The sequence below is a fragment of the Xanthomonas cissicola genome, assembly GCF_008801575.1.
GTDB lineage: Bacteria > Pseudomonadota > Gammaproteobacteria > Xanthomonadales > Xanthomonadaceae > Xanthomonas > Xanthomonas cissicola.
In genome coordinates, this window is the sequence record NZ_VZPL01000018.1 from 35899 (window position 1) to 58696 (window position 22798).

17 protein-coding genes and 1 pseudogene are annotated in these 22798 nt (G+C 65.1%); 12 read left to right on the plus strand and 6 right to left on the minus strand.

Going from position 1 to position 22798, the window contains the following annotated elements; translation table 11 throughout:
• The first annotated feature begins 177 nt into the window (after positions 1-177).
• From dnaE to F7R02_RS10040, 4 genes are all read left to right on the plus strand, one after another.
• Positions 178-3768 carry a DNA polymerase III subunit alpha gene (gene dnaE / locus F7R02_RS10025; RefSeq protein ID WP_078590677.1) on the plus strand — a complete coding sequence of 1197 codons (3591 nt, stop codon included), beginning with the start codon at positions 178-180 and terminating at the stop codon, positions 3766-3768.
• Positions 3769-3927: 159 nt separating this feature from the next.
• The gene (locus tag F7R02_RS10030; protein ID WP_078590675.1) at positions 3928-4887 is read left to right on the plus strand and encodes an acetyl-CoA carboxylase carboxyltransferase subunit alpha; all 960 of its coding nucleotides are present in this window, start codon (positions 3928-3930) and stop codon (positions 4885-4887) included.
• Positions 4888-4944: 57 nt separating this feature from the next.
• Entirely contained in the window at positions 4945-5700 is a 756-nt protein-coding gene (locus F7R02_RS10035; RefSeq protein ID WP_016849943.1) for a tetratricopeptide repeat protein, read from the plus strand.
• A 41-nt stretch (positions 5701-5741) separates the two neighbouring features.
• Positions 5742-6242, plus strand: coding sequence for a hypothetical protein (locus F7R02_RS10040; protein WP_078585611.1), 501 nt, complete (start codon positions 5742-5744; stop codon positions 6240-6242).
• A 206-nt stretch (positions 6243-6448) separates the two neighbouring features.
• On the opposite strand, the gene F7R02_RS10045 is transcribed toward F7R02_RS10040, so the two are convergent.
• Positions 6449-6895, minus strand: a complete 447-nt coding sequence (locus F7R02_RS10045) for a CopD family protein (RefSeq protein ID WP_003485394.1) — start codon at positions 6893-6895, stop codon at positions 6449-6451.
• A gap of 74 nt (positions 6896-6969) precedes the next feature.
• On the opposite strand from F7R02_RS10045, the gene F7R02_RS10050 reads away from it, so the two are divergent.
• Together F7R02_RS10050 and F7R02_RS10055 are read left to right on the plus strand one after the other, a co-directional pair.
• The gene (locus F7R02_RS10050) at positions 6970-7572 is read left to right on the plus strand and encodes a methyltransferase (protein ID WP_011050894.1); all 603 of its coding nucleotides are present in this window, start codon (positions 6970-6972) and stop codon (positions 7570-7572) included.
• A gap of 300 nt (positions 7573-7872) precedes the next feature.
• Positions 7873-9216 (plus strand): polyhydroxyalkanoate depolymerase, encoded by a 1344-nt coding sequence (locus F7R02_RS10055; RefSeq protein WP_015472356.1) that lies wholly within the window; start codon positions 7873-7875, stop codon positions 9214-9216.
• Positions 9217-9340: 124 nt separating this feature from the next.
• Here F7R02_RS10055 and F7R02_RS10060 read toward each other — a convergent pair whose 3' ends face one another.
• Both F7R02_RS10060 and F7R02_RS10065 read right to left on the minus strand, forming a co-directional pair.
• On the minus strand, positions 9341-10258 hold the full coding sequence (locus F7R02_RS10060; RefSeq protein WP_078590673.1) for a sensor domain-containing protein: 918 nt from the start codon (positions 10256-10258) through the stop codon (positions 9341-9343).
• A complete protein-coding gene (locus F7R02_RS10065; protein WP_003485401.1) occupies positions 10255-10617 on the minus strand; it encodes a PadR family transcriptional regulator in 363 nt (120 codons plus the stop codon). The genes F7R02_RS10060 and F7R02_RS10065 overlap by 4 nt, the downstream gene beginning before the upstream one ends.
• Positions 10618-10996: 379 nt before the next feature.
• Here F7R02_RS10065 and F7R02_RS10070 point away from each other — a divergent pair, with 379 nt between their 5' ends.
• On the plus strand, positions 10997-12550 hold the full coding sequence (locus F7R02_RS10070; RefSeq protein WP_033482492.1) for an alginate export family protein: 1554 nt from the start codon (positions 10997-10999) through the stop codon (positions 12548-12550).
• A 440-nt stretch (positions 12551-12990) separates the two neighbouring features.
• Here F7R02_RS10070 and F7R02_RS10075 read toward each other — a convergent pair whose 3' ends face one another.
• Positions 12991-14367, minus strand: coding sequence for a hypothetical protein (locus F7R02_RS10075; RefSeq protein WP_078590671.1), 1377 nt, complete (start codon positions 14365-14367; stop codon positions 12991-12993).
• A gap of 420 nt (positions 14368-14787) precedes the next feature.
• On the opposite strand from F7R02_RS10075, the gene F7R02_RS10080 reads away from it, so the two are divergent.
• The 3 genes from F7R02_RS10080 (at position 14788) to F7R02_RS10090 (ending at position 18467) form a co-directional block, all read left to right on the plus strand.
• Complete coding sequence (locus tag F7R02_RS10080) at positions 14788-15462, plus strand: DUF502 domain-containing protein (protein ID WP_011050890.1); 675 nt, start codon at positions 14788-14790, stop codon at positions 15460-15462.
• Between the two features lie 4 nt (positions 15463-15466).
• Positions 15467-16243 carry a queuosine precursor transporter gene (locus F7R02_RS10085; RefSeq protein WP_078590669.1) on the plus strand — a complete coding sequence of 259 codons (777 nt, stop codon included), beginning with the start codon at positions 15467-15469 and terminating at the stop codon, positions 16241-16243.
• 274 nt (positions 16244-16517) lie between these two features.
• Entirely contained in the window at positions 16518-18467 is a 1950-nt protein-coding gene (locus F7R02_RS10090; protein ID WP_078590667.1) for a DUF885 domain-containing protein, read from the plus strand.
• Positions 18468-18655: 188 nt separating this feature from the next.
• Here F7R02_RS10090 and mmuM read toward each other — a convergent pair whose 3' ends face one another.
• Both mmuM and mmuP read right to left on the minus strand, forming a co-directional pair.
• The gene (gene mmuM, locus F7R02_RS10095; RefSeq protein WP_005911685.1) at positions 18656-19621 is read right to left on the minus strand and encodes a homocysteine S-methyltransferase; all 966 of its coding nucleotides are present in this window, start codon (positions 19619-19621) and stop codon (positions 18656-18658) included.
• Entirely contained in the window at positions 19618-21015 is a 1398-nt protein-coding gene (mmuP, locus tag F7R02_RS10100) for an S-methylmethionine permease (RefSeq protein ID WP_078590665.1), read from the minus strand. Before mmuP ends, mmuM begins: the two co-directional genes overlap by 4 nt.
• Positions 21016-21367: 352 nt before the next feature.
• On the opposite strand from mmuP, the pseudogene gloA2 reads away from it, so the two are divergent.
• Positions 21368-21757 (plus strand): annotated as a pseudogene (gloA2, locus tag F7R02_RS10105) (SMU1112c/YaeR family gloxylase I-like metalloprotein).
• Between the two features lie 108 nt (positions 21758-21865).
• Positions 21866-22789, plus strand: coding sequence for an ABC transporter ATP-binding protein (locus F7R02_RS10110; protein ID WP_078590679.1), 924 nt, complete (start codon positions 21866-21868; stop codon positions 22787-22789).
• Positions 22790-22798 lie beyond the last annotated feature (9 nt).

The window sequence follows — 22798 nt, forward strand, 5'->3', positions numbered from 1 at the left end:
GGCACACATCATTCCACTCGTCTCGGCCCTGCAGTCCTCCGATGCCTGTGCAGCGCCGGCCCAGCACGCGATTGACCGCCCTTCCGGGTCCCCGGTCCCGTGTCCCGCCCCCCGCTGTCAAGCCTTGTTCGCCCCCGCCCCCGCCGGTACCCTGACCGCGCATTATTCCGGTCCCGCATGTCCACTTCCCGCTTCGTCCATCTGCACGTCCACACCGAGTTCTCGCTGGCGGATTCCACCATCCGTGTGCCCGAGAAACCGGATCAGGCTGACCCGAAAAAAGCCAAGCAGGCCAACCTGCTGAGCCGGGCAGTCGAACTCGACATGCCCGCGCTGGCAGTCACCGACCTCAACAACCTGTTCGCGCTGGTCAAGTTCTACAAGGCCGCCGAAGGCGTCGGGATCAAGCCGATCGCCGGCGCCGACGTGATGATCGCCACGCCGGACATGACGCCGTGGCGCATGACCCTGCTGTGCCGCGACCGTGAAGGCTACCTGAGCCTGTCGCGGCTGCTCACCCGCGCCTGGATGGAAGGCCACCGCCCCGAAGGCGGCGTGGCGATCCATCCGGAATGGCTGCAGGCCGGGCACGCCAACCTGTTTGCGCTGGCCGGCCGCGACAGCCTGGCCGGGCGCCTGTTCAACGAGGGCCGCGCGGATCTGGCCGAGCAACAGCTGGCCGACTGGCAGCGCGTGTTCGGCGATGGCCTGCACCTGGAGCTCACCCGTACCGGCCGCGATGGCGAGGAACGCTTCAACCAGTTCGCGCTGCACGCCGCGGGCGTGCGCGGGCTGCCGGTGGTGGCGAGCAACGATGTGCGTTTTCTATACGCCAGCGACTTCAATGCGCACGAAGCGCGCGTCTGCATTTCCTCCGGCCGCGTGCTGGACGATCCCAAGCGCCCGCGCGACTACAGCGACCAGCAGTACATGAAGTCCAGCGAGGAGATGGCGGCGCTGTTCGCCGACATCCCCGACGCCATCGACAACACCCACGCGCTGGCGCAGCGCTGCAACATCGAGATGCGCCTGGGCACCTACTTCCTGCCCGCCTACCCGGTGCCGGAAGACGAAACGCTGGACACCTGGATCCGCAGCCAGTCGCGACAGGGTCTGGCCGCACGCCTGGAAAAGAACCCGATCGCGCCGGGCAAGACCCGCCAGGACTATGTGGACCGGCTCGAATTCGAGCTGGACACCATCATCAAGATGGGCTTTCCCGGCTACTTCCTGATCGTGGCCGACTTTATCCAGTGGGGCAAAAACCAGGGCATTCCGATCGGCCCGGGCCGCGGTTCCGGTGCCGGCTCGCTGGTGGCCTGGGCGCTGCAGATCACCGACCTGGACCCACTGCCGTACAACCTGCTGTTCGAGCGCTTCCTGAATCCAGAGCGCGTGTCGATGCCCGACTTCGATATCGACTTCTGCATGGACCGGCGCGACGAAGTCATCGACTACGTGGCGCGCAAGTACGGCCGAGAACGCGTCAGCCAGATCATCACCTACGGCACCATGGCCGCCAAGGCGGTGGTGCGCGATGCCGGCCGCGTGCTGGGCTTTTCGTATGGGTTGGTCGACAGCGTGGCCAAGCTGATCCCCAACATCCTGGGCATCACGCTCAAGGACGCGATGGGCGAAGGCAAGGACTCGGAGATGGCCTCGCCGGATCTGATCCAGCGCTACCAGGTCGAAGACGACGTGCGCGACCTGATGGATCTGGCGCGCCAGCTCGAAGACCTCACCCGCAACGCCGGCAAGCACGCCGGCGGCGTGGTGATCGCGCCCGATCCGCTTTCCGAGTTCTGCCCGCTGTTCGCCGAACACGACGAAGACGGCCGCGGCAAGAACCCGGTGACCCAGTTCGACAAGGACGACGTCGAGGCGGTGGGCCTGGTGAAGTTCGACTTCCTCGGCCTACGCACGCTGACCATCATCGATTGGGCGGTCAAGGCGATCAACGTGCGCCATGCGCGCGCCGGCATCGACCCGGTCGACATCACCGCCATTCCGCTCGACGACGTGCCCACCTACAAGGGCGTGTTCGCCTCGGGCAATACCGGTGCGGTGTTCCAGTTCGAATCCTCGGGCATGCGCCGCCTGCTCAAGGACGCGCGCCCGGACCGCTTCGAAGACCTGATCGCGCTGGTGTCGCTGTACCGTCCTGGCCCGATGGACCTGATCCCGGACTTCAACGCGCGCAAGCACGGCCAGCAGGAGATCGTCTACCCCGATCCGCGCACCGAAGTCATCCTGAAAGACACCTACGGCATCATGGTGTATCAGGAGCAGGTGATGCAGATGGCGCAGATCGTCGGCGATTATTCGCTGGGCGGCGCCGACCTGCTGCGTCGCGCGATGGGCAAGAAGGTGCCGGCCGAAATGGCCAAGCACCGCGAGATCTTCCGCGAAGGTGCGGCCAAGGGCGGCGTGAGCGCAGCCAAGGCCGACGAAATCTTCGACCTGATGGAGAAGTTCGCCGGCTACGGCTTCAACAAGTCGCACGCCGCCGCCTACGCGCTGGTCAGCTACCAGACCGCGTGGCTGAAACGGCATTACCCGGCCGAATTCATGGCCGCCACGCTGTCCTCGGACATGGACAACACCGACAAGGTGGTGGGCTTTCTGGATGAGGTGCGCAACCTCGGCCTCACCGTCAAACCGCCGCGCGTCAACGAGTCGGCGTACATGTTCGAGGCCGCCAGCCCGGACACCATCCAATACGGCCTGGGCGCGATCAAGGGCGTCGGCCAGGGCGCCTGCGAGGCAATCGTCGAAGAACGCCAGCGCGGCGGTCCCTACACCACGCTGCTGGATTTCTGCACGCGCGTGGGCACCGCAAAGCTCAACCGGCGCACGCTGGAAGCGATGATCAATGCCGGCGCCATGGATGGCCTGGGCAAGAACCGTGCCTCGCTGATGCTGCAGTTGCCGGAGGTAATGAAGGCCACCGAGCAGATGGCGCGTGAGCGCGCCTCCGGGCAGAACTCGCTGTTCGGCGGGCCGGACCCGAGCGCACCGGCAATGCGCCTGGACCTGCCCGAAAGCAAGGAATGGCCGTTGGGCCAGCTGCTCACCGGCGAGCGCGAAACGCTGGGCTTCTACCTCAGCGGCCACCCGTTCGACCCGCACCGCGACGAAGTCCGCGAGCTGGTCGGTTGCGACCTGGGTGCGCTGGAAAAGATCCTGGCCTCGCAACAGCGTGGTGGCGGTGGGGGCGGCGGCGATGGCGAAAAACGCGCCTGGCGCCCGGAGGTCAGCGCCATTCTTGCCGGCCAGGTCGTCGGCGTGCGCCGCAAGGGCGACAGCCAGGTGTTCGTGCAGCTCGAAGACGGCCGCGGCCGGGTCGAATGCAGCGCGTTCTCCGACGCGATGGCCGAGTTCGGCCACCTGCTCACCCGCGACCGCATCCTGATCGTCAAGGGCGGCCTGCGCGAGGACGAATTCAACGGCGGCTACAGCCTGCGCATCCGCCAGTGCTGGGACTACGAGCAGATCTGTGCCGACCACGCGCAGCGGCTGTCGCTGCGCCTGGACCTGCGCGAGAAGCAGGCCTTCAAGCGCATCGACGCCCTGCTGGCCAAGCACCGCCCCGGCAAGACGCCCCTGCGCCTGGACCTGCTGCTGCGCGCGCCCAGCGGCGGTGTGGCCGGCATGCTCGACCTCAACGGCAACCACTCGGTGCGGATCGACCAGCAGCTGATGGACAGCCTGCGCGCAGACCCTGCGGTGCGGACGGTGAAGATCAAGTACAGCCCTCCGTGGGCGTGAGAATGGGGAATCGGGAATGGGGAATCGCAAAAGCGCGGCGGCCGGATACCTTGCTCTGATTCCCGATTCTCCATTCCCGATTCCGCTCCCAACGCCCCCGTACGGGCCGAAGGCAGCGCTTCAGCTACACTCCCCGCCTTACGTTGACGACGCCATTGCATGAATCCTAACTACCTCGACTTCGAGCAACCCATCGCCGATCTGGAAGCAAAGATCCAGGAACTGCGCAAGGCCAGTACCGGGCCTGTGGTCAACGTGGAGACCGAAGTGCGTGCGCTGCGCGACAAGCTGCGCGTGCGCACCGCGCAGATCTTCCGCGATCTGTCGGCCTGGCAGGTCTCGCAGCTGGCGCGTCATCCGCAGCGCCCGTACACGCTGGACTACATCAACACCATCTGCGACGAATTCCAGGAACTGGCCGGCGACCGCGCCTACGCCGACGACAAGGCCATCGTCGGTGGCCTGGGCCGTATCGACGGCCGCCCGATGGTGATCATCGGGCACCAGAAGGGCCGCGATACCAAGACCAAGGTGGCACGCAACTTCGGCATGCCGCGCCCGGAGGGCTACCGCAAGGCCTTGCGCCTGATGAAGCTGGCCGAACGCTTCCGCCTGCCGCTGCTGACCTTCATCGACACGCCCGGCGCGTATCCGGGCATCGGTGCCGAGGAGCGCGGCCAGTCCGAGGCGATCGCGCGCAACCTGCTGGAAATGGCCGAGCTGAAAATCCCGGTGATCTGCACCGTGATCGGCGAAGGCGGCTCCGGCGGCGCGTTGGCGATCGGCGTGGGCGACCGCACCCTGATGCTGGAATACGGCACCTATTCGGTGATTTCGCCGGAAGGCTGCGCCTCGATCCTGTGGAAGGACGCGGCCAAGGCCAAGGACGCCGCCGAACAGCTCGGTCTGACCGCCAAGCGCCTGAAAGGCCTGGGCCTGGTCGACAAGGTGATCCGTGAACCCACCGGCGGTGCGCATCGCAATCCCGAACAGATGGGCAAGCGCCTGAAAGCGGTACTGCTCAACGAGCTGGACGCGCTGGAAAAGATTCCAGTGGATACGTTGCTGCAGCAGCGCTACGAGCGGCTGCGCAGCTATGGTGCCTACGAAGGGCATTGATTCGCACGAAGGCCGGCCGCGCCAAGTGCGCGGCCATGGAAAGGACGCCACACCTGCATGTCTCCGCTCCTGCTGATCTCACTGCTGCTGCAAGCCGCCTGCTGCGTCCACGTCGTGCGCAGCGGGCGGCCCTTGTACTGGATCTTCCTGCTACTGGCGTTTTCCCTGCTGGCGGTGCTGGTCTATGTGTGCGTGGCGGTCATCCCGGATCTGCGCAACCACCCCAACGCACGCCGCAGCCTCAAGCGCGTGCGCAGTACCCTGGACCCGCAGCGCGAACAGCGCGACGCCTCGCGCCGGCTGGATGTGGCCGACACTCCGGAAAATCGCCGCCAGCTCGCAGAGACGTTGCTGGCGCGCGGCGATTACGCCCAGGCCGCCGAGCATTACCAGGGGGCCTTGCGTGGGCTCTATCGCGACGATCCGCACCTGATGCTCGGCCTGGCCAAGGCGCAGTTCGGGCTGGGCCAACCGCAGCAGACGCGGCAGACCCTGGATGCCTTGATCGCAGCCAACCCCAGCTTCCGCTCGCATGACGGGCACCTGCTGTATGCACGCGCGGTCGAAGGCAGTGGCGACACCGACGCTGCGCTGCACGAGTACGACACGCTGGCCCAAGGCTATCCGGGCGAAGAAGCACGCGTGCGCTATGCACAACTGCTGCAGCGCATCGCACGCAATGACCAGGCCAGGGCGGTGTACGACCAGGTGCTGCGTCACGCCGCCGCCTCGCCCAAGCATTACCAGCGCGAGCAACGCGCCTGGGTCGACCTGGCGCGCAAGGGCCTGCGCGAACTGGATACCGGCGCCTGAGAGCAGCCAACAAGGCGCCCGCGCAGCTGCAGGCCACATGCATTGAATCGTTCGGCAACAAATCGCTTGGCAACCTGATCAAGGCCATCACCGTGCAAAGGAAGCCCGAAATCGAGGCAGTTCTGAGAGCCGAGATCGATCATCTACTGGAGCAATCCACTCAGCGGTTTCGCAGCGGCGCCCTGGCCGAATCGCTCGCCCTGGGATTACAGGCCTGGGCGCTGATCCCCGAACCCAAAGCGAACTGGGACTATTACCCGCAAAGCCTGTCTGCAAGTTTCGTCAAGGATTACGCCGACCTGCACGATCAGGAAAACGTGCATCGATGGCTCGAGGTGATGGCGCTGATGTACGACGACCCAGACCACACCGACCATCTTGTGCTGATGACCGAAGGCGAAGCGATGCTGCAGCTCGGAGATGAGGCACGCGCCTGTGCTGCCTTCGGCAAAATTTACGCGCTATACGGTAAGAAGGGATTTGCCGGACACCAGAAACGGTATCTGGAGATGCTGCGCAAGCAACACCCGACAGGTGCATAAGCTCACATTCGCTCCAGCGCAGCCTCCAGGATTCATCAACCCTTGCCCGGCGCGCACATCTCGACGTCACTGGCCGTCCCAACGATAAGGCACCGCAGGCATTCGCGGCGGGATACCGGAAGGCCCCGCATTTTTTTCAGCAGTGGCAGCTCTGTCACCTGCGCGCCGAAACCGTCAGGCGTGCGCAGGTGCGGTGCGCAATGCGCTCAGAACGGCTTGGCCAGCACCAGCCAGATCACGCCGACCAGCAGGATCACCGGCACTTCGTTGAACCAGCGCAATGCCCGACCGCTGGGCACTGCACGCCCCTGTTCGGCGCCTTTGACCCAGCGGCCGGCCACGATGTAATGCGCCAGGATCAACGCAACCGCGAACAGCTTGGCGTGCAGCCAGCCGCCAGCGACCATCGTCGGGAAATCCGGAATGACCCGGTAGCCCTGCCATAGCACCGCGCCCAGCAGCAGCGCCAGACCAAGCATGCTGTGGCCGAATTTGTAGAGTCGCCGCCCCATCAACACCAGGCGCGCGCGCACCGCGGTGTCGCTGCCGGCTTCGGCGATGTTGACCAGAATGCGCGGCAGATAGAACACCGCGGCCATCCAGGCGATCACGAACAACAGATGGAAGGTCTTGATCCACAAATACAGGGTCATGCGCTGGCTCCGCTGGCTCGCGTAGGATGGCCCGCATTTTCACCTATCCGCGCACGCGAAAGCAGCCGACGTCCATGCAGCAGTCCGACCCCAAACACTACGACGCCCACTATTTCCGCCGCTGGTATCGCGATGCCGGCCTTGCCGACCCCGCACGCCTGCGACGCAAGGTCGCACTCGCCGTGACCCAGGCCGAGTACTACCTGGAACGGCCGATCCGCAGCGTGCTCGACGTCGGCTGCGGCGAAGCCGCGTGGCGCGCGCCGTTGCTGGCGTTGCGGCCGAAGCTGAGTTATCTGGGTTTCGACAGCAGCGCCTATGCGGTGCAGCGCTATGGCCGCAGCCGCCAGATCCACCCCGCCCGCTTCGGCGATTTCGCCTGGCTGCGCCCGTGCGCGCCGGTGGACTTGCTGATCTGCTCGGACGTACTGCATTACGTGCCCACCCGCGAATTCAATCAGGGCCTGCCCGGATTGGCCGAGATGTGCGCAGGCGTGGCGTTCCTGGAAGCCTTCGCCGAAGAAGATGCGTTCGAGGGCGATCACGACGGCTTCCAGGCGCGACCGGCGCGCTGGTATCGCAAACGCTTCGCCAGCGTGGGCTTCGCTGCGCTGGGGTCGCACTGCTGGCTGTCGCCGCAGCTGGCTGACCAGGCATCGGCGCTGGAGCGCGGCTGACCGGGAGGTGGTTGCCAACGAGCATCGCATCCGGTCACCGCGTCGCCTGGACAGAAGAACGGTTGGGTGGCTCCACCTCCATTGCTGGGTCGAGGGACGTCGCCCAGCGTCTTCACCCCCGCTCCGGGCCGCTGCCCACATGAGCTGCGCTGGCGTTCCAGAGGCACGCATCCGAAGTGGGCAAATCCTGTCGTCGCGCCTGGCAGGCGAGCCGGTTTCTCGTTTAGAGACGGCGGCCACCACGCCGTGACAGCTCAACTGTTCGCAGCCCCATTAAGGTGCAAATGCGCCAAAACCGGTATGCTGCGCGGCAGCAAAACCGCACGGATGGGTGGAATGCTTTATCAACTGCATGAGCTGACCCGCAATCTGCTAGCCCCCTGGGTGCATCAGGCCCAGGCGAACGCCAAGATGTTTTCCGACCCGGACAGCCTGTGGGCATCGCTCCCGGGCGCCGAGCGCATGGCCGCCAGCAACGAGCTGTTCCACCGTCTGGGCAAGGAATACGAAAAGCCGGCCTGGGCGCTCGACGATGTCGAGGTCGATGGTCATTCGCTGCCGATCATCGAACGCGAAGTGCTGAGCAAGCCGTTTTGCCGGTTGCTGCGCTTCAAGCGTTTCAGCGACCACGTCGAACTGATCGGCAAGATGAAGGAGCAGCCCGCCGTGCTCGTGGTTGCGCCGTTGTCCGGCCACCACGCCACGTTGCTGCGCGACACCGTGCGCACCCTGCTGCGCAACCACAAGGTCTATGTGACCGATTGGGTGGATGCGCGCATGGTGCCGCTGGAAGCCGGCGCGTTCCGGCTCGAGGATTACATCACCTACATCCAGGAGTTCATCCGCCATATCGGCGCCGAACGCCTGCATGTGGTGAGCGTGTGCCAGCCCACCGTGCCGGTGCTGGCGGCCGTGTCGCTGATGGCCAGCAACGACGAGCCCACGCCGCGCTCGCTGGTGATGATGGGCGGGCCGATCGATGCGCGTCGTAGCCCCACCCAGGTCAATAACCTGGCCACGGAAAACGGCATCGAGTGGTTCCAGAACAACCTGATCCACACCGTGCCGTTCCCGTATCCGGGCCATGGCCGGCAGGTGTATCCGGGCTTTCTGCAACACGCCGGCTTCCTGTCGATGAACCCGAACCGGCATGTGATGTCGCACTGGGATTTCTACACCGATCTGGTCAAGGGCGATCTGCAGGATGCGCAGGCGCATCGGCAGTTCTACGACGAATACAACGCTGTGCTCGACATGCCGGCCGAGTATTACCTGGACACCATTCGCGTGGTGTTTCAGGAGTTTCTGCTGCCGCAGGGCAAGTGGAAAGTGGACGGCCAGCTGGTCAAGCCATCGGCGATCCGCAAGACCGCGTTGCTGAGCATCGAAGGCGAACTTGACGACATCGCCGGCCTCGGCCAGACCGAGGCGGTGCACGATCTGTGCACCGGCATCGACGCGGCGCACCGTCGTCATCTGGTCGTTGAAGGCGCCGGTCACTACGGCATTTTCAGCGGCCGCCGCTGGCGCGAGGTGGTGTATCCGCAGGTCCGCGAATTCATCGCGCGCTACGATGCGGATCCGGTCGGCAGCCGCGACCTGGCCACCGTGACCCCGATCCGCAAACGCGGCAAACGCGCCTGAGTTACCCAAGAAAATCCCCGGCAATGCCGGGGATTTTCATCTCGGTCTGCCTGCAGCCGCCAGAGCGGTCATGCCAGCGAGCAAGCACCACCACCCTGCGCATACCGACATCTCGGAAGGCGCATCACGCCGCCGCCTCTCCGCCCTTGACCAGCAGCTGCTTGGCGAACATGCCGTGCAACGTGCCGAACGCGCGCGCCAGATGCAGCGTAACGAACAACAACAGCACGCCCACCACGCACAACGGCAGCGTCAGCCAGGCGCTGGTGATGTCCACCCCATCCCAGGTCAGCACTGCGACGTTGTCGAACAACACCGCGATCGGTGAAGCGGCCAGGCCCAACGACAGCGACAGCAGCGTGCAAAACACGGTGAAATAGAGAATGCCCAGCGGCAGCATCAGCAGGAAGTACAGCATCGTGCTCCAGGTACGCGCGTCGGTGAACATCGCGCCGATGCGCTGCAGCCAACCGCCCTGCAGGCCCGGGTGTTGCGGGCGACGCGGCATGCGCACGCCAAGCAGCGTTTCGACCACGCGGCCCTCCACCAGCGACAACACCCGCACCGAGCCGAAGAACAACACCAGCAGCGGCACGCCGATGATCAGGATCAACATCCCCACCGACAGGCTGGCGCCGGTCACGACCCAGGTGAAATAGAACACCCCGGTAAGCAGCGACAGCAACATGTAGAACAATGCGCCATAGGTGCGCGGGTCGGCGGCCACGCCGAAGAACGTGCCGATCCACGATGCCCGCTTCGGTGGCACCGGGGGGCGCAGCGCGCGTGCCACGGTCACTTCGGTTTCGCGGTAGATCTCCGCCACTTCCTCCGGCGCACCGTAGCTGCTGGCCACGCCGGCAATGACCTCGGCCTCGCTCTTGCCTTTCTGTTCTGCCAGCTCGGAACGCAGATAGTCTTCGGCGTCGTAAAGCGCGTCCTGGATCATTGCCGGATCTGCCCCGGCCAGCGCCTGGCGCAGCTGCAGCAGGTAATCGCCAATGGTGGTCGGCAACGGACGTGCCTGTGCAATCTTGTTCATGAGTGGTTCCCCTCCAGCACTGAATCAACAGAATCTCGGGTGGCACGCCAGGCGGCGGTCCAGTCGCGCAGGCAGTCACGCCCGCTCTCGGTGATGCGGTAATACCGCCGCGGCGGCCCGGAGGCCGAGGGCTCGACATGGCTCTCTAGCAATCCGGCCCCTTCCAGATTGCGCAGCACCGGGTACAGGGCGCTTTGCTTGCCGCTGAGCACGCCTTCCAGACGCTCGAGCCGCTTGGCGATGAGGTAGCCGTACAGCGGTGCATCGGCCTGCGCCAGGACGGCCAGCAAGGCCAGCGACACCGTGCCCGCGCTCAGTTCCTTCTGAAATTTGCGTAGGTGGACATCCGCCTCGCTCATCGGCCATCTCCGCTAGGTTGAAGATGATGCTATGTAGAACCTAGCTATAGTGAATGTGCCGGTAGTCATGGACGGGCATTGGGGAGTCGGGATTGGGGATTCGCGATTCGCGAAAGCAAAAACAAAGGCGTGGTCGCGAGCTTGCTTGAGTCATTGTCAGCATCGCAGCGAGCTCCACCGCAGGACGCAGCGCCGCCGTTGCGAATCCCCAATGCCGAGTCCCGACTCCCCGCCCACTAGCGCCCGCCTGCGTCAACCCAGTGCGTTCATGAGCTTAGAACCTTTGGGTTACTGCCTTTCTGGCACGGCTTTACTACAGTCGGTATCCCCCCTGCCGATACCTTTCGCCTAGGGGTTTTCACTTTCGACGGGGAACACGATGCAAATGACACGCTTGGCGCAGCCGGCCATGGCTGATACTTCCTTTGGTGCCACGCGGCGCCTGTGCCTTGCGATCGGGTTGGCGTTGCCGGGCCTTGCCCTGGCGCAGGTGCAGCCGGCGCCGACCAATGCCGAGCAGGCCGTCGCCGAGCCGGCGAAAGCGCCGGTCACCGTTGCACCGGCAACCGCCAAGGGCTATCCGCTCGAAGCGCAGGGGTGGGGCGCCAAACAAGGCGGCAACATGTGGCAGGTGCGCTGGGCCGAAGACTGGTCGTACCTGAAGGATCCGTCCAAGCGCAAGAGTCCGTTCGATCCGCTCAAGTACATCCCGCTCAACGACGACGGCGATGTGTATGTGTCGCTCAGCAACGAGTTGCGCGTGCGCAGCAATACCATCACCAATCCGGGCCTGATTCCCGGCAGCCACTCGCAGCAGCAGTATCTGCTGCGCGCCTTCTTCGGTGCGGACTTCCATGTGGGCGAGCACTTCCGTCTGTACACGGAATTGGCGCATGGCAGCCTGGACGGGCGCAACGAGGGGACCAAGACCGGCACACAGGAAAACAACGCGATCCTGCAGCAGGTGTTCTTCGACGTGAAAGGCCGTATCGGCAGCGCCGACACCGGCCTGCGCGTCGGACGTCAGGTGTTCGTCGATGGCCCGACCACGCTGATGGCGCTGCGCGACAACACCGATATCTTCGTGACCTTCAACGGCGCGCGCGCCTGGGCAGTCGGCGACAGGACGCGTGTTGACCTGTTCGATTTCAATTTCAACATCGATGGCACCGAAGGCCTCGGCGATGATCGCATCGACCGCTCGCGGCACTTTCGCGGCGTGGTCGGTGGCTACCGCCTGGCGACGGCCAAACCGATGTACCTGGAGCCGTTCTTCTATCAGTTCCGCAACGACAACCAGGTGTGGGGCCGTCAGACCGCAGAAGAAAACCGCAATTACTACGGTCTGCGCCTGTGGGGCAACGTGGGCAAGCTGCGCACCGATTCGTTCGTGACCGTGCAGCGCGGCAGCTTCGGCGGACGCGACCTGCGCGCCTACATGGCCAGTACCTCCAACGCCTGGTCGCTGAGCGAATCGGGCTGGAAGCCGCGCCTGGGCTTCCATAGCGAAATCGCTTCCGGTGGCGGCGGCACCTCCGGCACCGGCACGCTGCGCAACAACAACTTCTTGTACGGCAACACGATCTACTTCAGCTGGGCCACGTTCTTCGGCCCGGTGAACCTGGTCACTGCCGCACCGACGTTGACGTTCTCGCCGACCTCCAAGCTCACCGTGAACCTGGAGTGGGAAACGCTGTGGCGCCAGACCACCAGCGATGCGATCTACAACAACCAGGCGCGCGCCTACGCACGCACTCAGAACACCGGCGAGCGCCGCATCGGCACCATGCCGCGCATCAACGCCACCTGGAACATCGACCCGAACTGGTCGGTGACCTTCCGCGCCGAACATCTGATGGCCGGGCCGGCGTTGGAGAAGGCCGGCTACGGCGATTCGACCTTCGTGATGGGCTGGTTGAACTTCCGCTTCTGAACACAGCGGTTGGGTGCGCTGTCCATCTCCAACATACAGTGGCGCCATCACGTGCCGCGTCCCGCAAGGACGCGGCATGTCGTTTTTACGTGCAGCATGCCGATGACAGCGAACAAGGCCGCATGCGTCATGCGGCGGGAGACAGCGACGCGCGCAGTGCATCACGGCCTTGAGTCGTCCTGACCTCCGGCCGCTTCAGTCAGCCAACCCACCCCTGCGCAGATGCCAGGCAGGCATGGCCGTTGGTTCGCATCGGCCATGCCACGCACGGTGATGCATGCGCGCCTCCAAGCTCACCTGGCGACTGCTCGCCCGGCGTTGACGGCTGTCCGCCAGTGGTCGTCAGGCAGCTGCTGCGGATACCAGCAGTGCGCATGCAAGCGTAGACCGCCTGCACCAGTCTTGCGACCTGTGCCTGGCAGTGCAGAAGGCGGCTTGTTTTATCGAGCCGATGAGGCTGCCTGTGTGGCCGCGATCGCACTGCCTGGCACGGGCCAGCGATCATTGCCTGCCCCGCCCTCCGGTCGTGCGTACTGCCGAAGCGTCAGGCTCTCGCCGTCGTTTCCGGCGCCTAGCGGGCGCACCTGTCCACGCAACGCAGGCGGTAGCGCGGCGATCCGCTGCGTCAGCGGCATTGTCTGCGCAGGATGATCGCGCAACCACTGCAGCGCAGACAGCGCGCGCAATGCAGCGGCGGTGTCCTGCATCTTGCGCTGATAGTTGGCGTAGTCCGGATGCGACACGCTTGCCAGCAAACACCCGGTTGCATTGGCGATGCAGGCCACCGATGCGGTCTGCGGCAACGGGATCAGCGTCTGCGGAACCGGCTGATCTTGCGCCAGCAAGGTCCGCACCGGCGCGATGCAGGCCCAGGTAAAGGTGGGCGCCAGCAAGGCCTCGGTGCGTTCGTAGTCCAGCAACCGTAGCGGGAACCGGTCTTGCCAGGACGATTGGCTGCCTCGCGTCAACGCATCCTCCTGCAGCATCGAAAACACCATCCGCGATTCACCGTGCAACGCGTGACACAGCGCGATCTCATCCACCGGCAGCGGCGCAAATGCAGCGGCGCATTGCGCGGGCAAGGGATGCTGCGCCGGCAATTCGGCCAGCATGTCGGCAAACAGGTGCGCATTGCCGCGCAGCATCGCCGCGCCAATCATCGTGATCGCCAGATTGTCGCTACTGCGCATCAGGACACGGGCAACCTGCGCATCTGTGCAGACCCCGGACAAGGCCTGGGTGGTGCGCCCCTGGACAAACTCCAAGGCGCTGGCCGTCATCGACAAGGACATGCGCGGCAGTTCGGGAAGCGGCGTATCGACACGTGCACGGAACGGGCTGCGGTAGTCGGCGTGTTGCGCCAACGCCCGCATCCGCGCCAGCATCGGTGCCTGTGCGGCCAACGCAGCGGCATAGGCCTGCGGTCGTTCGCGCACGCGCTGCAAGCATCCGCCAGCGCTGGCCATGCACAGCGCAGGCGCGCCGGACGGCCAACCCGGCAGGCGCCGATAGCCTGCAGCGGCGCTTTGGAATGCCGCATGCTCCGGCAGCCGATTGAATCGCTCCACGTCCTGGGCCAGCACTGCCTCGCGCTGCGCCTCCGGAATCGCGTACGACAGCGACCACAGCGCCCCGAACATGTTGCTCCCGCGCAACGGTGGAAGCGGCTGGCGCAGCTGCGCCAACGCCTGACGCTGCGATTCGGGAATCGGCCAATACCTGGAGATCGCATAGAGCGTCAGCGCTGCTGCGATCAGGATGCAGACACCGAGCAAGGCGGCTTTGAGGAATTTGGCGAGCACGTGCGAACGATCCATCCCAGGGAGCTGCGCATCTTAGTGCCATCGGCACAGGCCCGCGACGGGCACAGACGCATTGCGTTCTTTTGGGCTGCGCACCATCGGCAGCCGTGTGTTTGGCGACCTGCGTGACACTGGGCAACCACACCACGCGCTGGCAATGGGCGACGGTCTCATCAAGTCGTTGAAAGGATCCGGGCGCTGCAGACCTCGCCCCCTCCGCTCTGCGCGCCATGCTTTCCCAATGGAAGAAGGGCTGCACGGGTCGCCCGCTGCCGCTCGGCTGCGGGTACCGCCACGCCTGTGTCGATATAGGTACCGGAATAACGGGATTGCGCAGGCTTGAGGCACGCGAAACACTTTTGCCAATCGCGAATGCCTGCTGCCAAACGCCGGCCCCAGCTCCACCGAGCGTGGCCGAATGCCTACACTATGCCGATGTCCGAATCCCCTACTCCGCACGTCCGCCCTTCCCTGCAACGGGTCTTTCTGACCGGGTTGCTCACCTTGCTACCGGTCTGGTTGACCTGGGTGGTGGTGAAGTTCGTTTTCTCGCTGCTTTCGGGCATCAGCAGCCCGTGGGTGGTGCCGTTGTCCGAACGCATCGCTGCCTCGTTCCCCGATTATCTGGGCTGGTTCAAGGCGCTGTGGGTGCAGAACACCATCGCCCTGATCGCCACGGTAGCGGTCATCCTGTTCGTCGGGATCCTGAGCCGGCGCGTGATCGGCCAGCGCTTGCTGCGCTGGTTCGAGGCCATCATGCGGCGCATTCCACTGGCCAGCGTGGTCTACGACAGCGCGCGCAAGCTGCTGGACATTTTGCAGACCCAGCCCGGCAGCACCCAGCGCGTGGTGCTGATCGATTTCCCGCATCGCGACATGAAATCGGTGGGCCTGGTCACCCGCGTGATCAAGGAACAGGGCACCGGCCGCGAGCTGGCCGCAGTCTACGTGCCCACCACGCCCAACCCCACCTCCGGCTACCTGGAAATCGTGCCGGTGGAGCTGCTCACGCCTACCGACTGGAGCGTGGATCAGGCGATGAGCTTCATCATTTCCGGTGGCGCCGTGGCGCCCGAATCGGTTCCCTTCACCCGAACTGCGGATCGCTGACACCATGAACTATGTGCGCACCCTCGATGATCGTGCGGTCCGCCTGTTCATTGCACTGGCGGCCTTCTTCTGCGTCAACGCGGCGCTGGCCGAGTTCATTGGCGTCAAGATCTTCGCGCTGGAAGACACGCTCGGCATTGCGCCACTGAACTGGAATCTGTTCGGCCAGCGCGGCTCGCTCAGCTTCACCGCCGGCACCTTGCTGTGGCCGATCGTGTTCATCATGACCGACACCGTCAACGAGTTCTTCGGCAGCCGCGGGGTGCGTTTCATCTCGTGGGTGGCGGTGGTGCTGATCGGCTACGGCTTCGTGTTCGCATTCGCGGCCATCGCGCTGGCGCCGGCCGGCTGGTGGGTCACTGCGGCGCAAAACCAGGGCGTGCCCGATTACCAGGCGGCATTTGCGGCAGTGTTCGGGCAAGGGCTGTGGACCATCGGCGGCTCGCTGGTGGCATTCCTGTTCAGCCAGTTGATCGATGTCTCGGTGTTTCACCGCATCCGCCGCGTCACTGGCGAAAAACACGTGTGGCTGCGCGCCACCGGCTCCACTGCGGTCTCGCAGGTGGTGGACAGCTTCGTGGTGATCTATATCGCCTTCGTGCTCGGCCCGCAGCATTGGTCGATCGACCAGTTCCTGGCAGTGAGCACGCTCAACTACATCTACAAGATGGGCTTTGCGGTCTTGCTGATCCCGCTGCTGTATCTGGCACGCCGCGGCATTACTGCGTACCTGGGCGCCGAGCGTGCCGAGCAGCTGCGCGAAGAAGCCGCTGCCGACTGAGCCGGGCTGTCTCCCAGCCAGGGTCGTCGCGCCGCAATGGGGTGCGGCGGCAACACCTTGCCAACAGTGGTCCGCATCGCGGCGCTGCGCGCCAGCCCACCGAACTGTGAGTTGCACGCCGCCTTGCTGGCCATGTCGCAGCGCACCACATCGCGCGGGCGCAGCACCGCGCCCATGCGCCGCATGAATTGCCGATAGGCGGTAGGCCGCCAATGGGTGGCCGTAACCGTGCGGATCGGGCAAGCTCCCCGCTCGCTTGTTTCCGGAGCCGGTAATGCCCCTCAGCTTTTCCCGCCTGCTGTCCCTGGCCATGGCCGCCCTCGTGAGCCTGTCGCTGGCGGCGCCGGCCGATGCGGCCAAGAAGAAGACCGCCAAGGCACAGACCACGCAAACGCGCGCGAAGGCGAGCAAAGGCAAGAAGACCGCCAAGCCGGCAGCCAAAAGCACCAAGGGCAAGGGCAAGGGCAAGGGCAGCAAGGCTGCCAAGGTGAGGCCACGCGCGGTTGCCGCGCCGGTGGTGCTGACCAAGGCGCAACAGCTCAACCTGCTGTACGACCAGTACTGGGACGCCTCGCTCAAGCTCAACCCGCTGCAGGCCACCTTCCAGGGCGAGAGCCGCTACAACGACCAGTTGCCGAACTTCCTGTCGCCGGCGTTCCGCCAGCAGTCGCACGATTTCACCGTGCTGTGGCTGGGCAAGGCCGAGGCGCTGGGGCCCGATGGGCTGAGCGGACAGGATCTGCTCAGTTACCAGATCTTCGTACGCGATGCGCGCAGCGCGCTGGCCGCCGAGCAGTTCCCCAGCTGGATGCTGCCGATCAACCAGTTCTACAACATCGCCAGCATCGCGGTGGTGCTGGGCTCGGGTACCGGCGCGCAGCCGTTCAAGACGGTCAAGGATTACGACAACTGGTCGCGGCGAGCGCTAGGCATTCCCGACCTGTTCGAGCAGGCCATCGCCAACATGCGTGCGGGCATGCAGGCCGGCGTGGTGCAGCCCAAGGTGCTGATGCAGAAGGTGTTGCCGCAACTGGATGCGATCATCGCGCGCAATGCCGAAGACAGCCTGTTCTGGGGTCCGGTGCGCAACCTGCCCGCCGACATGCCCGAGGCCGACAAGCAGCGCATCACCGCCGAGTACAAGCGCATGATCGAAGTGCGCATCATGCCGGCCTACCGCGCCTTGCGTGGCTTCATCGCCACCGAATACCTGCCCGCCTGCCGCGACAGCGATGGGCTGGCGGCATTGCCGAACGGCGCGGCGTGGTACGCCTATGATGTGCGCCAGAGCACCACCACGGACCTGACCCCGGAGCAGGTGCATCAGATCGGCCTGGATGAGGTCGCTCGCCTGCAGGGCGACATCCAGACCTTGGCCAAGCAGGTCAAATTCCGCGGCAACCTGCCCAAGTTCTACAAGTTCATGCAGACCGACCGTCGCTTCAGCTTCCGCAGCGACGCCGAGTTGCTGAGCACGTATCGCAGCCTGCAGGGCCGCGTGCAGCTGGCAGCGCCGCGGCTGTTCAACACCCAGGGCATGCCGGCGCTGGAAGTGCGTGCGGTGGAACCGCAGCGTGCGCAATCGGCGGCCAGCGGCTCGTACATGCGCCCCAGCGGCAACGGCAGCACGCCGGGCATCTTCTACGTCAACACCTCGGACCTGCCGTCGCGCAAGACCTGGGAGGCCGGAAGCCTGTACCTGCACGAAGCGGTGCCCGGCCACCACTACCAGCTGGGCTTGCAGCAGCAGTTGACCGACCTGCCCAAGTTTCGCCGCCTGGGCGGCGAAACGGCCTACATCGAAGGCTGGGGTCTGTATGCCGAATCGCTTGGCCGCGAGCTAGGGCTGTATGACGACCCGTACAACTACTACGGCTATCTGCAGAACGCGTTGTGGCGCTCGATTCGCCTGGTCACCGATACCGGCCTGCACAGCAAGGGCTGGACGCGTACCCAGGCCATCGACTACATGGTGGACAACTCCGCCATGAGCCGCGCCGATGCCGAAGCCGAGGTAGACCGCTACATGGCCATTCCCGGCCAGGCACTGGCCTACAAGGTGGGCGAGATGAAGATTGCGCAATTGCGCGAGCAGGCGCAGCGCGAGCTGGGTCCGCGCTTCGATGTCCGCGCCTTCCACACCGAAGTGCTCAAGGACGGCTCGGTGCCGCTGGATATCTTGCAGGACAAGATCCAGCGCTGGATCGCCACGCAGAAGGGCTGACGCGCGCCGTTGCGATGATTGGACGCTGCTGACCCGTCACTGCGGGTTGGCCTTGGGATTGGCGCAGGTTGAGGCTTGGAGTGCTTGGCAAAGCCCGGCTTCGGCTCGCCCTTTGCATGCTGCGGTGGCAATCCCAACGATGCCGGCCGGGTGTGACACGCGGGGTGAGCGCGCGTTCGTCAGCCGGGTCACTCCGCCGCACGCGCGGCCGCCAGCGCGGCGATATCGCGCGGTGCGGTGCGGCAGCAGCCACCGATCAAGCGCGCGCCAGCCGCCAGCCAGTGCGCATGCTGGTCGGCCAGTGTGAGCGCAGCCCCGCGACCGGCATGCCAGCGCTTGTCGCTGGCGTCGTAGTGCTCGCCCGAGTTCGGGTATACCACCAGCGGCAGCGCGGTCAGCGCCGACAGGCTGTGCAATGCAGCGGTCGCCTGATCCAGCGCAATGCAGTTGATGCCCACCGCGATCACCTGCGCACAGGCATCCAGCGCCGGCACCACCTGCGCCAGCGGCGTGCCGTCGCTCAGATGTGCCGCATCGCGCAAGGTGAAGGAAAACCAGGCATGCAGCTGCGGAAATTCGTGTCGCAGCAACTGCCGCAGGGCCACGATTTCGCTGGCCGATGGCAGCGTCTCGCAGGCCAGCAGATCCACGCCAGCCTCAGCCAGCGCCGCGATGCGCGGACGATGAAAGTCCATCAACTGCTCGATCGGCAGCACGTAGTCGCCACGATATTCCGAGCCATCGGCCAGATACGCGCCATACGGTCCCACCGAGCCTGCCACCCACAAAGGCGCGGCATGCGGGTGCAGCGTCAGATGATCGGCACGCGCCTGCATCGCCAGCGCTACGCTGCGAGCGATCAACGCCTGCGCTTGCGCAACATCCAATCCACGTGCGGCAAATCCCAGCGGCGTGGCCTGATAACTGGCGGTGATCGCGCATTGCGCACCGGCAGCGAAGTAATCGCGATGCACCTGATAGATCAGCTCCGGCTGCTCCATCAGCACGCGCGCCGACCACAGCGCATCGTTGAGATCGCAGCCGCGCTGCTCCAGCTCGGTGGCCAGCGCGCCATCCAGCACCACATACCCGTCGTGTTGCAGGGCCTGGCTGAAAGGCGCATTGGCGCGCGGCTGGCGCGGAAGAATCGTCATGCGTGCAGTCTCCGGGCCGCAAGCCATTGGGTAAGTGCGTAGGCGCCATAGCACAGCGCGACGAACGGAATACCGCACCACAACGCAATGCGCTGCTGCGGATCGAATGCCAACCCGATGCAGGCGAGCAGACACAGCGAAAAGCCCAGAATTGGGGTCCACGGGTACCACGGCGCGCGATACGCCAGCGTTTCCAGCGCAGCGCCATCGCGCAGCCATTGGCGACGGAAGCGGTAATGCGCGGCGCAAATGCTCAGCCACACCACCACGACGGCGAAGCCCGAGACTGCCGAAATCGCAACAAACACCGTTTCGGGCGCATACACGCCGGTGAGCAGCGCCAGCAAGCCGCCCAGCATGCTCAGCGACACGGCACGCAACGGGATGCCGCGGCCGGTCAAGCGCGCCAGGCCGCTCGGCAACGTGCCTTCATTGGCCAACGACCACAGCATGCGCGCGGCCGCATACAGCCCGGAATTGGCCGCCGACAGGATCGCGGTGAGGATCACCGCATTCAAGATGTCGGCTGCATATGGAATGCCCAACAGCTCGAAGGCGCGCACGAACGGGCTGGTTTCCACGGCCGCTCGTCTGGCAGGCAGCAGCGCCGCCAGCACCAGCACCGTGCCGACGAACAGCACCACCAGCCGCACCAGCGTTGTGCGGATCGCCAGCGGAATGGCGCGTGTCGGCTGCGCGGTTTCGCCGGCCGCCACACCGATCAACTCGGTACCGGAAAACGCGAAGTTCACCGCCACCATGGTCATCAGGATCGGCAGCGTACCGTGCGCGAACCAGCCATCGGCGCGCAGATGGCGCAGCCCGGGTGCAGGCGAACCATCGGCCAATGGCAGCACACCGATCACCGCCGCACCCCCCAGCACGATGAACACCAGGATGGTGATCACCTTGATCAACGAAAACCAGAACTCGCCTTCGGCAAACCAGCGCGCCGAAACTGTATTCAGGCCGAAGATCAGCGCGCAGAACAGCAGACACCACGGCCACGCCAGGCTGTGCGGAAACCAGTACTGCATGCAGAACGCTGCGGCCGTCAGGCTCGAACCCAATGCCACCGTCCAGGTCAACCAATACAACCACGCCACCACATAGCCGGTCGCCGGGCCGAGGTAGCGCGCGGCATACACATGAAACGCACCGGTTTGCGGCATCGCCACCGCCAGCTCGCCCAGGCATTGCATCACCAGGTACACCACCAGTGCGCCGATCAGATACGCCAGTACCGTGCCCAGCGCGCCGGTGCTGGCAATGATGTACCCAGTGTTGAAGAACAGGCCGGTGCCGATCACCCCGCCCAGCGACAGCATCACCAGATGGCGCACCTGCATGCTGCGCTGGAACTGCGGTGCGGTGGCGGACGACGGCTCGGGCATGGGGGCGAATGGTCGGGGGACTCCATCCTGCCACGTGCACGCAGACGGGCACAGCCGCGCGCAGTCGAGTTGTGATGCAGGACCTACCGCTCACTGGCGCGCGGGTATGCTGCTGATCGGTTTCTGCTCGCCCCCTTCCCATGCCCCATCACCGCCTTACGGCTTTGCACACATCCGCGCGCCGCCTCGCCACCGCGGCCCTGCCTACGCGCAGGCCCAATCCAAACGGCGCGTCCCGCGCAAGCGATGCAGAGCTTGCTGCGCGTTCGATTGCCAGTGCGCCTACGCGCTGCGCATGGTCGAACACGTCGAGAGTGATCGCATCGCCAGAAACACTGCGTTGGAGCGCCGCATGATGCTCGCCGGAATCCACCATGTGGCGATTATCGCCGGCGACTACGCGCGTTCCAAACAGTTCTATTGCCAGATCCTGGGCCTGCGCGTGCTCGACGAGCACTACCGCGAGGCGCGCGATTCGTGAAAGCTGGATCTGGCGCTGCCCGATGGCGGACAGATCGAGTTGTTCTCGTTCCCCGCTGCCCCGGCACGCCCCAGCCGCCCGGAAGCGCAAGGGCTGCGCCACCTGGCGTTTCGCGTCGCAGATCTGGACAGCGCGGTCGCGCATCTCAACGCGCACGGCGTGGCCACCGAGGACATCCGCATCGACGAATACACCGGCCGCCGCTTCACCTTCTTCGCCGACCCGGATGAGTTGCCGCTGGAGTTGTACGAGGCCGCTTAGAACCGGCAGACCTCGCAGCCGGTTGTGCGGCACGGTCACATCCACTGCATCTGCGCGTCAACATGGCATGACTTCCGGCGCATGCGGCAATGCGGCGACGCCGTGAAGATCGTCAGTACCCAGGGCAAAGGAACCGTCCATGTTGCAGATCCGCGCGTTTCCAAGACCTACGCCAATGGCGTGCATGCGCTGCAAGGCGTCTCGCTCGACATTCCCCGCGGCATGTTCGGATTGCTTGGCCCCAACGGTGCCGGCAAGTCCTCGCTGATGCGCACGCTCGCCACCTTGCAGGAGCCGGACTCGGGCAGCGTGACGCTGACCGCTGCCGACGGCAGCAGTATCGACGTGCTCAAGGACAAGGACCTGTTGCGACGCCGGCTGGGCTATCTGCCGCAGGATTTCGGCGTGTACCCGAAGGTGAGCGCGCTCGACCTGCTCGATCATTTCGCCGTGCTCAAGGGGCTCACCAACCGGGCACAGCGCAAGGAAGTGGTGGAACGCCTGCTGCAGCAGGTCAATCTCTGGGACGCGCGCAAGCGCAAGCTCGGCACCTATTCCGGCGGTATGCGCCAGCGTTTCGGCATTGCGCAGGCGCTGCTGGGCAACCCGCAGCTGGTCATCGTCGACGAGCCGACCGCCGGGCTGGATCCGGAGGAACGCAACCGTTTCCTCAATCTGCTGGCCGAAATCGGCGAGAACGTGGTGGTGATCCTGTCCACCCACATCGTCGAAGACGTCACCGACCTGTGCCCGACGATGGCCATCATGAACAAGGGACAGGTATTGCTGACCGGGCGGCCGGCCGATGCCATCGACATGCTCAGCCAGCAGGTCTGGCGCAAGCAGGTCAGCAAGGGCACCCTGCCCGACTACGAAGCGCGCTTCACCGTGTTGTCCACGCGCCTGATCGCCGGCCATCCGGTGATCCACGTGTTCAGTGCGGACTGCCCGGAACCGGGTTTCGAACAAGTCGCTCCCGATCTTGAGGATGTCTATTTCCAGCGCCTGCGTAAGCAGGCGTTGGCTGCCTGACGGAGCACG